At 71.6% G+C, this 11,713-nt stretch carries 8 protein-coding genes; 3 read left to right on the forward strand and 5 right to left on the reverse strand.

All coding sequences use genetic code 11. The features are described 5' to 3' along the window. From SL003B_RS14050 to SL003B_RS23995, 5 genes are all read right to left on the reverse strand, one after another. Positions 1-798 (reverse strand): SDR family NAD(P)-dependent oxidoreductase, encoded by a 798-nt coding sequence (locus SL003B_RS14050; protein ID WP_013653525.1) that lies wholly within the window; start codon positions 796-798, stop codon positions 1-3. 100 nt (positions 799-898) lie between these two features. Continuing rightward, positions 899-2,818, reverse strand: a complete 1,920-nt coding sequence (locus SL003B_RS22405; RefSeq protein WP_013653526.1) for a capsular polysaccharide export protein, LipB/KpsS family — start codon at positions 2,816-2,818, stop codon at positions 899-901. Further along, the gene (locus SL003B_RS14060; RefSeq protein WP_013653527.1) at positions 2,815-4,143 is read right to left on the reverse strand and encodes a capsule biosynthesis protein; all 1,329 of its coding nucleotides are present in this window, start codon (positions 4,141-4,143) and stop codon (positions 2,815-2,817) included. The genes SL003B_RS22405 and SL003B_RS14060 overlap by 4 nt, the downstream gene beginning before the upstream one ends. After that, on the reverse strand, positions 4,127-5,488 hold the full coding sequence (locus tag SL003B_RS14065) for a capsule biosynthesis protein (protein WP_013653528.1): 1,362 nt from the start codon (positions 5,486-5,488) through the stop codon (positions 4,127-4,129). The genes SL003B_RS14060 and SL003B_RS14065 overlap by 17 nt, the downstream gene beginning before the upstream one ends. Before the next feature lie 93 nt (positions 5,489-5,581). Continuing rightward, positions 5,582-6,736, reverse strand: a complete 1,155-nt coding sequence (locus tag SL003B_RS23995; protein WP_013653529.1) for a polysaccharide biosynthesis/export family protein — start codon at positions 6,734-6,736, stop codon at positions 5,582-5,584. Positions 6,737-6,985: 249 nt separating this feature from the next. Here SL003B_RS23995 and SL003B_RS14075 point away from each other — a divergent pair, with 249 nt between their 5' ends. The 3 genes from SL003B_RS14075 (at position 6,986) to SL003B_RS14085 (ending at position 11,711) form a co-directional block, all read left to right on the forward strand. Continuing rightward, complete coding sequence (locus SL003B_RS14075; protein ID WP_013653530.1) at positions 6,986-8,209, forward strand: AGE family epimerase/isomerase; 1,224 nt, start codon at positions 6,986-6,988, stop codon at positions 8,207-8,209. A gap of 40 nt (positions 8,210-8,249) precedes the next feature. Further along, positions 8,250-9,161 carry a bifunctional methylenetetrahydrofolate dehydrogenase/methenyltetrahydrofolate cyclohydrolase FolD gene (folD, locus tag SL003B_RS14080; RefSeq protein WP_013653531.1) on the forward strand — a complete coding sequence of 304 codons (912 nt, stop codon included), beginning with the start codon at positions 8,250-8,252 and terminating at the stop codon, positions 9,159-9,161. 510 nt (positions 9,162-9,671) lie between these two features. Further along, complete coding sequence (locus tag SL003B_RS14085) at positions 9,672-11,711, forward strand: autotransporter assembly complex protein TamA (protein ID WP_013653532.1); 2,040 nt, start codon at positions 9,672-9,674, stop codon at positions 11,709-11,711. Positions 11,712-11,713: the final 2 nt, after the last annotated feature.

Genomic DNA, 11,713 nt, shown 5'->3' on the forward strand with positions numbered 1-11,713 from the left:
TCAGTCGCGGAAGCGGGGGTCGTCCTCGATTTCCGCGGCGAAGGGCTTCATGAAATAGTCGGATAGCCGCGGCGGCAGGATGCCCTGCAGGCGGATCCCAGTCGCCAGCAGGAACGGAAAGGCGTGCAGGCTGCGCTGGCGCTCGATCGCCCGACGCATCCGGCGCGCAGCGTCTTCCGCTGTGATTTCAAAGGGTTTGGCGCCCTTGTGACGCGCCGACATGGGCGAGGTGACGAAGCCCGGACACAGGATCGTGACGCCGACGCCGTCGGCCGCGAGCCAGCCGCGCAGGGAGTGGCCGTAGGATATCACCGCCGCCTTGGAGGCGCTGTAGGACGGCATGTCCGGCAGGGCGCGCAGGCCGGCGAGCGAGGCGACCAGGGCGATATGGCCGCGCCGGCGTGCCCGCATCTGTTCGACAAGTCCCGTTATCGTATTGACAGTACCACGGAAATTGATCTCGAACTGGCGGTCGGAGGCGTCGTCGGGCTCGCGCGAGCGGCCGGCGCCGAGGCCGGCGGTGACGCCGGCATTGGCGATCAGCAGGTCGACCGGGCGGCGCGCATCGGCCTCGGCGAGAAAGGCATGCAGCGCCGCGCGGTCGCGGATATCGAGCGCTGCCGTTTCCGCCTCCGCGCCCTTGCGGCGGACGTTTTCGGCAAGCATGTCAAGGCGATGCGGGTCGCGGGCGATCAACACCAGATGGCGGCCCGGCGTGGCGTATTCCAGCGCCAGCGCCGTGCCGATGCCACCGCTGGCGCCGGTCAGGACGATGGTGGACGGGTCGAATTTCGCCATCTTGCACGCTCTCCAGGGACTTCCGGCGAGGACTGACCGTGTCCTGCCCGTGTCCGATCCGTGTCCTACTTGTCGCCGATACCCTGCCGGCCCGCTGCCGTCAAATGCCGAGACGGCGGCCGAGCCAGGACGCGTGGCGCAGGACGGCAGTCCTGAGACGGTGCCAGCGGCTGGCGCGCTGGCGCATGAGTCGGCCGACCAGATACTCCGGCCGGCAGGGCAGCAGCGACACCGGGTCGATGGTGCGGGTGTAGACGACGAGGGCGAGGTAGACCAGTTCGTCGAGACTGCGCCGGCGCGTGCGGCGCGGACAGGGGGTCAGGTCGTCGCTGAGGCCCCAGCCGGCATAGAAGGGCAGGCCGTGGACGGTGACCGGCTTGCCGCGCAGCAGCGCCTCGAAGCCGGACAGCGAGGAGAAGGTCTCCAGCCGGTCGCTGGCCTCGATCAGGTCGATGATGTTGGCGTCGCGGGCGACATGGTCGGCGAGGCCGGCGAGATCGGCGTCGGCGATGCGGCCCTTGCGCAGGCCGGTCTCGACGTCGGGATGGGGCTTGTAGACCAGGAAGGCGTCCGGATGGCGGACGCGCGCGAGACGCAGCAGGTCGAGGTTGACGTTGTCGGTGCTGGCGCAGGCGATGGTCGCCGACTGCGACCGGCGCACGGCGGCGTCGTCGGCGACCTGGCCGGGCACCAGCACGACCGCGCGGTCGGCCGGGAAGGCATGCGTCCGGCTGCGGCCGAAATTGTATTTCGACAGGCGGGCGGCGACGATGGCGCGACCGAGGGCGGCGGCACGCGCACGCTCGTCGGCGGTCAGTTCGCGGGTCTCCAGCAGGACCTCGAGCCGACTCGGGCGCGACGGGTCGTAGTAGATGCCGAGGTCGTCAGCGGCGAGCGAGGCGCCGCGGGCGAGGCCGGCGCCGAGGCCTACGGAACGCAGGAAGCCGTCCTCGATGCGCAAGAGCGGCACGCCGGCGGCCGCGCAGGCGATCTCCAGCTCCGGCGGCGTCTTACCGGCCCAGGACAGGATACGGCCGCCGGCGGCCTGCGCGGCGGCCAGGGCGGTCGGGGCGGCCTCAGGACCGTCGCAGAAGGTGACCGAGCCGCCGCAGCCGGTGAAGGTGGCGCGGATGGCCGCGTGGTTCCAGGTCTGGGAGCCGATACAGAAGGACGGCCGGTCGTTGTCGGCCCAGCTCTTCGCCAACAGGGCGGCGGTGTCGAGCGCGTCGCGGGCGGCCATCGGCGCGCCGTCGTAAGGATCGAGCCAGCGCAGGACCGACAGGACAGAGGCCGCGACACCGTCGCCGTCGATCAGCGCTGCGAGCGAGCCCGGCGGCGCGACGACCGGCCAGCCGCACAGGCGGGCATAGAGCGCGAGGGTCTCGTCGTCGGCGACCAGGGACGCGGCGCCGCGCAGCAGCGGCAGCGGATTGCCCCCTGCTCCGGCATCGATCCCGGTTCCTGCGGTGACGATCCGGTAGCCGCCGTCCGGCGCCGGCGCCAGAACGGTCTGCCCGGCCTCCGGCGGGATCGGCACGTCAGGACCGATAACGCGCTGCGCAGCGACGACGGCACCCGACAGGCCCGCCTGCTGCGGATCGAGCGGATCGAGCCGGTACCAGGGATCGGGCGGTGCGGCCCGCCACTGCGCGAGCAGGCGCGCGGCCTCGCCTCCCTGCGTCGACGCGGCGCCGTCGGCCAGACCGGCGCGCAGGGCCGCGGCGAGGCTGTCGCTGTCGCGCAGGCGGTCGGGCGACAGCTCGATCAGCCCGAGCGCGGCGGGAAAGGGCGCTGCCGTCTGCGGCAGCGGACCGGGAAAGACCAGGACGAGCGAAGCGCGGCGGGCGAGCGCCTTGTGCCGCGCCGCCGCGAAGGCCGCGGCACCGAGGCCGCAGAGCAGAACCTCGCCGGTCGCGAATCGCGGCAGCCATGGCGCCCGAAGCCGCCAGCCGGTCGCACGCGCAATGGCTGCGGCGAGCGGCGCCAACGCCGGGTCGGCAAGACGCGCCGCGCGGATCACAGCGGCACGCCCATGGCGCGGGCGCGGGCGAGCCGCGGCGGCGGATCGACGAAGGCGTCGGGCTCGTTGAGGCTGCGCTCGAGCAGGCGCGTGACCATGTTGCGCGCGGCGGCCTCCAGGCCCTCGCGGTTGTGGATCGAGCCGCGCACCTGGATGGCGGCGGCGATCGCCCGCACATAGGCGTCGACCAGTCCGGCGTCGGGAGGCTGAGGCGCGCGCCAGAAGCCGTCGAGGTCGCCCTGGTGGGTCATGCCGACGATGTCGAAATGGGCCGGCACCAGCGTCTTGACTGGGCGACTGGCCTGCAGCGCCTCCAGCCCGGCGGTGCTGTTGACGGTGACGACGCCGGCGGTGCGCTCGAACAGCGGCCTGAGGCTGCCGCCGTCGAGGAAGACGATCCGGTCGTCGAGGCCGAGGGCTTCGCCGGTGCGGCGCACGCGATCCGGCCAGCCCTCGACGCCGGCGTCGAGCGGATGGGTCTTGAGGACGAGACGGGCCTCGTTCGGGGCATGGGCGGCGAAGGAAGCCAGTACCAGGTCGATCACCTCGCCGAAACTTGCAAAGGGCGAATGGGCGCGCAGCTGGAAATCGCCTTCGAGCTGCAGCGGCAGAACGAAGAAGGGCGCAGCCGAGGCGAACAGCTCCGCGATCTGCGCGCCGGCCCGCCGGTCGCGCCGGGCCTTGCCGAGCAGGCGCCAGCCGGCGCGCAGATACTCGAGCACGGGATGGTAGATCGTGTGGCGGCGGAAGTGCGGATAGAGGAACCAGAGGGCGACGTTGGTCAGGTTGTAGACCACGTCGGGCGCGGCCTCCAGGAAGAAGGAGGTCGGGTAGCGGGGCGACAGATCGATGGCGCCGGCAGCGGCCGCGATGCGCCGAATATGGCCGGGATCGGTCGGGAAGTGGCTCAGCGTCGACAGGCCGCCGCGTTCGATGGTCATCCAGCCGGGCCGCAGGTAGCCGAGTTCGGTCGCAGCAACCGCGATGCCGCGCGCCGCCGCGCACTCGACCGCGATGCGGTGATAGACACGCCGGTCGCCATGCAGGACCAGATCGGTGATCGACAGGTCGTCCATCAGGGCACCGACATGGGCGCGCCAGTCGGCGATGCGGCCGCGATAGGAGCGGCAGCCGGGCCCCTGCCAGTGCAGCCAGTCGCCGGCGCACAGGTTGACCCGGTGCACCTCGTGGCCGGCGGCACGCAGCAGTTCGCCCATGCGACGGAACAGCGGACAGAGCGGCCCCTGCAGGAACAGGAAGCGGCGCGGCAGGGCGGCTGCCGGCAGCGGCGGCGAGCCGAGGTCGAGGTCAGCCGCGCCAAGCACGGGACCATCTTTCGGTCTTGCCGCGGGTTGCGAGCTGGTCGGCGAAGGTTGTGGGGATGTTCTGGGCCCTAGCCCTTTCGAGGCGGGGGGGTGGGTCGACGCGGGCGCCGGGCTGGTTGAGGGTGCCGGCGGCAAGGCGCAGCGCCATGGCGCGCGCGCCGGCGCGCCGGCCGCGCTCGGTGTAGAAGTTGCCCTTGACCTGGATCGACGCCGCCAGCAGCCGCTCCAGCGCCTCCAGCAGCTGCGGATCGGGGCGCGTGCGGTCCGACCAGAACGCGTCCAGCGGGCCCTGGCTGGTCAGGCCGGCGATGTCGTAGAGCGCGATGCCCAGCACCTTGGTCGGGCAGCCGACCCTGAGCGCATGGATGCCGGTCGTGCTGTTGATGGTCAGCGCGCCCTTGGCGTGTTCCAGCAGCCGGTTCAGGTTGCCGCCGTCGATCACGTAGATGCGCTTGCGCACCCCGTAGCGGCGCGCGATCCCCTTCAGCAGCCGCCGCCACGGCTCGATGCCCTGGTCGAGCGGGTGGATCTTGAACACCAGCCGCGCCGACACCGGTGCCGCCTTGGCAAACGAGCGGATCACCTCCTCCGCCGCCTCGCCGATGTGGTCGTAGGGCGCGTTGTAGCGCAGCTGGTAGTCGCTCTGCAGCTGCAGCGGGAACACGTAATAGGGCAGACCCGTGCCGATCAGATCGTCGATCAGGTGCTCCGCGTTGGTGTCGCGCCAGCGCGCCAGCGCCAGGCGCGGCGCCATGCGCAGGTATTCCGCCAGCGGATGGTAGAACTTGTCGCGCACGTAGCGCCGATAGGCCAGCGGAGCCAGCAGCACGTTGGCCAGGTTGTAGACCACCTCCGCCGCCGCCTCGCGCCAGAACGCATAGGGATACAGCGGCCGCCGGTCGATCGCCGGCAGACCCGCGGCCGCCGACAGGATCAGCGCCGGATCGTCCGGGAACAGCGAATGCGCCGACATGCCGTTGCGCTCCAGCGTGATCCAGTCCGGCCGCAGGTAGCCGAACTCGTAGGCCGCGCAGGCGATCCCCAGACGCCCCGCCACCTCCGCCGCCGCCACGTGATAGGGCTGGCGGTCGGCGTAATAGACCAGGTCGCTCGCCCCGACCCGGCGCAGGAACCCCTCCAGCCAGGCCGGAAACCCCGCAAGGCTGCCCCGGTACGACGTGCAGCGCCGGTCGTGCCAGTCCAGCCAGTCGCCCGGACACAGGTTGACCCGCAGCGTGCGGTGGCCGAGCAGCTCAAGCTCGTCGGCCAGCGTGCGCGCGAAGATCGACGGCGGTCCCTGCAGGAACACGAACACCCGCTCCGACCCCGTTCCCGCCTCCGCCATGCCGCCTTACCGCTTTCCCCGTCCCCGCCCCCGGCCGTCCCCGGGCGCCCTTGCCAGATCCTCCAGACAGATCCTCCAGACGGATCCGTCCCGTCAGTCGTCGAAGAAGGACGAGTTCACCGTCGCCACGTTGCTGATCAGCGGCGCGATGATCTGCAGGAACTTGCCGAACTCCGCCGTCGGATGGTTGGCCACGTAGAGGATGTCCTTGTCGCGCATCTCGAAGAAGCGCGCCAGGAAGAAGCCCTGCGGATCGCGCAGGCTCAGCCGGTACACCAGCGGCACCTGCTCCCCCCCCGACAGACGACCGGCAAGCTCCGGCTTGAGCGCGCGCACAAGATCCGCGTCCTCGAAGCGGAACAGGAAGATCCCGCCCGCGTCCGCCCGGTAGTCGTTCAGACCGCCCACCGTCGCCAGCGCCTCGGCCAGCGTCACGCTCTTGGTCTTGAACGCCACCAGCTGGTTCGCCTTCACCGCCCCGAAGGCCGAGAAGGTGCGCGGGCGATGCGACAGCAGCACGTTGTCGCCCGGCGCCACCAGCACGTTGTTCTCCGGATAGTCGATCAGGTGCTCAAGCCGCGTCGTCCCCGACCGCGGACCCCGCTTCAGCGTCACAACCGTCTCGTAGGTCGCAGCCCGCGGTCCGCCGGCCACCGCGACAAGCTCCAGAAGCCGCGTCTGGCGCACCGGCAGCGGATACACCCCCGGCTTGCCGACGTCACCCACCACCACCGCCGTCGAACTCTGCTTGTCGGCAACCACCACCAGGACCTGAGGCTCGACCGCCTTGCCGACCAGCTTCTGCTCGATCGACGCCCGCAGACCCTCCACCGTCAGACCCGCCGCCGCGATCCGCCCCGCATAGGGCACGAACACGTGACCCGTCTCGTCGATCACCGCGGGAACCAGCGTGCTGTCCGAATCGCCCGGCGAGAACAAACCCTCGCGCGAGGCCTCGAAGATCTTGACCTGCAGGCTGTCGCCGACCCCCAGAAGCGCCGACGACCCGCCGCCGGAGCCAACCCCGCGGAACTGGTTCGAAAACGCCAGAGGACGGTACGCCTTGATCACATCGATGTTCGACGGCTCGATCGACACAACCGCATAGGACTCAGACCCAGTCGGAACCGAACTCCCCTGCGCCGATATCTCCTCAGACGTGATCCCGATCGCCGAAGGCCCCTCACCCGGAAGCGCGCCGCAGCCCGAAAGGGCCGCCAAAAGCGCCAGAACGGCCAATATCCGCATCACGATCCCATCCCGTCGATCTGTCCCGTCCCTCCCTAGCATCCGGGACGGCCGCATCCAAGAATCGGGACGGCGGCGGGACGAGAGAGGTTACCCTATGTGCCCGGTTTACAACACCAATCGAATTCAAATCGTTAAGGCTACCGCCCGACCGGCGTGTCGGTGCCGGTCGGCGCTTTTCCGGGCCGCCGACGCGCCCTATAGTGCGGCGCGGCACCGCCCCTCCCTCCGTTCCCGAGGACGACCGACGTGACCATCGACCAGCCCCCTGCAGCGCGCGACGCCCCGGCCCCCGACGAAGCCGGGGACGTTTCCCGCGCCGTCAAGGCGATGGCCGAGGAGATGCGCGGCTGGCTGTTCGCCGCCGCCCTGCCGCGCTGGCATGCGGCCGGCATCGACCGGGAGCGCGGCGGCTTCCACGAGGCCATCGACGTGGCCACCGGCGCGGCGGTCGACGCGCCGCGCCGGGCGCGCGTGCAGCCGCGCCAGGTCTACAGCTTCCTGGAGGCCGGACGCATGGGCTGGGACGGCGACTGGCGCACGCCGGCGCGCGAAGGGCTCGCCCTGTTCCTGGAGCGCTACGGCCTCGGCGACGGCACGGTGGGCGCGCTGGTGTCGGCCGAGGGCGCCCTGCTCGACCCGGGCTTCGACCTTTACAACCAGGCCTTCGCGCTGTTCGCGCTGGCCCATGCGGCCGCGGAGGACGCCGGGCGGGCGCCGGCCTACCGCGAACGGGCGGCGCGGCTGCTCGCCCGCCTGAAGGCGGCCTGCGGCCATCCGGCCGGCGGCTTCCACGAGGGCGCGCCGGAGCGGCTGCCGCTGTGCTCAAACCCGCACATGCACCTGTTCGAGGCCGCGCTCGCCTGGGAGGCGGCCGGCGGCGGACCTGCCTGGACGGCGCTTGCCGACGAGATCGCCGGCCTGGCGCTGGAGCGCTTCATCGACGCGACGAGCGGCGGCCTGCGCGAGTTCTTCGACGCCGACTGGCGGCCGATGCCGGACGCGCGCGGGCGCATCCTGGAGCCGGGGCACCAGTTCGAATGGGCCTGGCTGCTGGTGCGCTGGGGCACGGCGCGCGGCGAGGCGCGCGCGCTGGCCGCCGCACGGCGGCTGTTTGCGATCGGCGAGGAGCACGGCGTCTGCCCCGACCGGCAGGTGGCGATGATGGCGCTCGACGAGCGCTTCGCCGTGCTCGACCCGGTGGCCCGGCTGTGGGCGCAGACCGAATGGCTGAAGGCGGCACTGGCGCTGGCGGAGATCGCGGAAGGAGCGGCGGCGCGGCGCGCCTATCTCGGCTCGGCGCTGCGCGCCGGGGCGGCGCTGCGCCCCTATCTCGACGTGCCGCTCGCCGGCCTGTGGCGCGACAAGCTGGAGGCCGACGGGCGCTTCCGCGACGAGCCGGCGCCGGCGAGTTCGTTCTACCATATCGTCTGCGCGCTCAGCGAACTGGACGCCCACGCGCGCAGGCTGTAACAGGGCGCCAGACGAGACGCCCTGACACGAGGCCTTCCCCATGAGCGAGCCCATCCTGATCGACGGCAAGGCGATCGCCGCCTCCGTGCGCGCCGAAATCACCGCCCGCGCGGCGCGGCTGGTGCGCGAGACCGGTCGGCGGCCGGGGCTCGCGGTGGTGCTGGTCGGCGAGGACCCGGCGAGCGAGGTCTACGTCCGCAACAAGGACAAGGCGGCGGAGGCCTGCGGCTTCCATTCGGTCAAGCACACGCTGCCGGCGACGACCTCGCAGGCCGAGCTCGTCGCCCTGGTGGCGCGGCTCAACGACGACGCCGACATCCACGGCATCCTGGTGCAGCTGCCGCTGCCGGACCACATCGACGCCAGCACGGTGCTGCGGCTGATCCGGCCGGACAAGGACGTCGACGGCTTCCATCCGGTCAATGTCGGCCTGCTGACGGCGGGCGAGCGCGCCAGCGCGCTGGTGCCGTGCACGCCGGCCGGCAGCCTGGTGCTGCTGAAGCGCACGCTTCCCGGCCCGCTGGCCGGGCTGGAGGCAGTGGTGATCGGGCGCTCCAACATCGTCGGCAAGCCGATGGCGAGCCTGCTGCTGGCCGAAAGCTGCACGGTGACCATCGCCCACAGCCGCACCCGCGACCTGCCCGCGGTGGTGCGGCGCGCCGACATCGTGGTCGCCGCCGTCGGCCGGCCGCAGATGGTGCGCGGCGACTGGATCAAGCCCGGCACGACGGTGATCGACGTCGGCATCAACCGCATCCCGGCGCCGGACAGGGGCGCGGGCGCGACGCGGCTGGTCGGCGACGTCGCCTTCGACGAGGCGCGCACGCGCGCCGGCGCGATCACGCCGGTGCCCGGCGGCGTCGGGCCGATGACCATCGCCATGCTGATGGCCAACACGCTGACCGCCGCCCGCCGCCAGCTCGGCCTCGCCGAGGAACCGCCGCTGTTCTGACCCGGGCGGGGGCAAAGAAGGGTGAGCTACTCCCCGACCCTTGGACAGGTTTCAGGTTGATTCAAGCAATTGCCTGGGCCTGTTCCGATCGGTTTCGATGGGATTGAAGCAGACCGCTGCGACCTTGCTGTCGGCCATGGGGAGCATGAGGCCGCTGGTGACGGTAGAAGGCGATCCACGCGTCGGCTTGCCGGCAGTCCCCGCCCGGCCGACCACCCAGGCCAAGTCGGAACAGCATGGGCGCCAAGCCTCAGCTGCACCACGCCGTGGGTCTCGCCGCCGCCTGACAGCTTTCCCTTAACCCTCTGCGGCTAGACTAAGACTTCGTTAGGGATGACGCCGGGGGTCGACCCGGGGGACGACTTTGGCGACACCCCTGGGAAGATGACCCTTGGGAATGACCCGGCGGCGGGGCAACTCGCCTTGGCGGTCTTGCCGTGCCATATAGGGCGTGGCGAGGCGTCCGCGCGGGGCGCTTCCCTGACCGAAACACCAAGGCGGCAGCAGGTGATGCGTCTACCGTCCTTCCGTTCCGGCCGCCCGCTGGCAGGCCGGCCTCGGCGCCCGGCCCCGACAGGGGCCGCCCGGCGGACGGGCGGGGTATGCGCGGACGGGCCGCATTCGGGCGGGGCGAGTTCGGGCGGGTTTTCCGCGGCCGGGCTATACGCGCGCGCGCCTCATGCGGTCGTTCTGGCGCTCGCGCTGGCGACCTGGAGCGCGTCGGCGCAGGGCTTCGAGCTGTTCGGCTTCACGCTGTTCGGCGCCGAGACGCCGGCGGAGACGGTGCCCGACGCCCTGCCCTATGCGCCGACGCTGACGCTCGCCGGCGGCGACGACGACCTCAAGGCGCTGCTGGAGGAGACCTCGCTGCTGGTCGGCGAGACGGACAATCCGCCGTCGGGCGAGGCCGGGCTGATCTCGCGCGCGCTCAACGACCTCGACCGGCTGGTCGCCCGGCTCTACACCGCCGGGCGCTACGGCGGCACGGTCGACATCAGGCTCGGCGGCGTGCCGCTGCAGCGGGCGCTGGACAGCGGCGACATCCCGGACGCGCGGCCGGTGCCGGTGACCATCGCGGTCGACGCCGGGCCGATCTTCCGCTTCGGCGCGGTGCGCATCGAGACGCGCGGCGCGGCCGCCGGCGCGATCTCGACCGATCCGGCCTTCTGGGGCCTGGCGCCGGGCGCCGCAGCCGATTCGGTCAAGATCCTCGACGCCGAGCGGCAGATCGTCACCCTGCTGCGCGGGCGCGGCTATCCCAAGGCGCGCATCGCCGAACGGGTCATCGTCGCCGACCACGCCAGCAACACGCTGGACGTGACGCTCTCGGCCACCGCCGGCGAGCAGGCACGCTTCGGCCCAGTGGCGGTCGCCGGCACCGAGGTGACCGATCCCGACTTCGTCGCCGTGCAGGCGATGATCCCGGAGGGCGAGACCTACGACCCGGAGGTGCTGGCGCGAGCGCAGAAGCGGCTCAACGACCTCGGCATCTTCGCCAGCGTGCGCTTCGTCGAGGGCGACACGGTCGGCCCCGACGGCCGGCTGCCGATCACCATCGAGGTGAGCGAGCGCAAGCGACACGTGATCGGCGCCGGCGCGACCTGGTCGAGCACGGAAGGCATCGGGCTGGAAGCCTACTGGCGGCGGCGCAACCTGTTCGGACGCGGCGAGCTGCTGAGCGTCGAGGGCTCGGTCGGGCGCCTCGGCAACACCGAGCTGGGCGACATGGAATATGCCGGCCGGATCGCCTTCGAGAAGCCGGGCGTGTTCGGCCCGCTGACGCGCTTCACGACGAGCCTCGGCGCCAAGCAGGAAACCCCGGACGCCTACACCAGCCGCTCGGTGACCGCCGACGCCTACCTGCGGCGCGAGTTCACCGACCAGATCAGGGGCCGCGCCGGCGTCGAGGCCTATTACGCCGACGAGCAGGACGTCTACGGCAACCATACTTACTTCTTGGTCGGCGTGCCGGGCGAACTGAGCTTCGACAGCCGCGACGACCCGCTCAACCCGACCGAGGGCGTGTTCGCCAGCCTGTTCGGCGAGCCGGCCTACGACATCCGCGGCAAGAGCAACATGCTGTTCCTCAAGGGCACGGCCTCGACCTATGCGGCGCTCGACGACGCCGCGCGCTTCGTGCTGGCCGGCAAGGCGAGCGTCGGCAGCATCCTCGGCGCCAGCATCCAGGACGTGCCGGCCAGCCGGCGCTTCATCGCCGGCGGCGGCGGCTCGATCCGCGGCTATGCCTACCGCAACGTCGGGCCGCGGCTGAACGGCGAGGTCACCGGCGGGCTGAGCCTGATCGAACTGTCCGGCGAGGTGCGCGTCAAGGCGACCGAGACCATCGGGATCGTCGGCTTCGTCGACGCGGGCAACGCCTATGCCGACAGCGTGCCCGACCTGTCGCGGCCGCTGAAGATCGGCGTCGGCGCCGGATTGCGCTATTTCACGCCCATCGGCCCCTTGCGTCTCGACGTCGCGGTCCCACTTTCTCCCGAGAAGGACGATCCCGACTTCGCCCTCTATGTCGGCTTGAGCCAGGCCTTTTGAGA

The sequence above is a fragment of the Polymorphum gilvum SL003B-26A1 genome, assembly GCF_000192745.1.
GTDB lineage: Bacteria > Pseudomonadota > Alphaproteobacteria > Rhizobiales > Stappiaceae > Polymorphum > Polymorphum gilvum.

Coding starts and splice junctions, on each gene's coding strand:
- SL003B_RS23995 (WP_013653529.1), bottom strand. CDS start 6,736: ATGCGGATATTGGCCGTTCTGGCGCTTTTGGCGGCCCTTTCGGGCTGC.
- SL003B_RS14050 (WP_013653525.1), bottom strand. CDS start 798: ATGGCGAAATTCGACCCGTCCACCATCGTCCTGACCGGCGCCAGCGGT.
- SL003B_RS14085 (WP_013653532.1), top strand. CDS start 9,672: ATGCGTCTACCGTCCTTCCGTTCCGGCCGCCCGCTGGCAGGCCGGCCT.
- SL003B_RS14065 (WP_013653528.1), bottom strand. CDS start 5,488: ATGGCGGAGGCGGGAACGGGGTCGGAGCGGGTGTTCGTGTTCCTGCAG.
- folD (WP_013653531.1), top strand. CDS start 8,250: ATGAGCGAGCCCATCCTGATCGACGGCAAGGCGATCGCCGCCTCCGTG.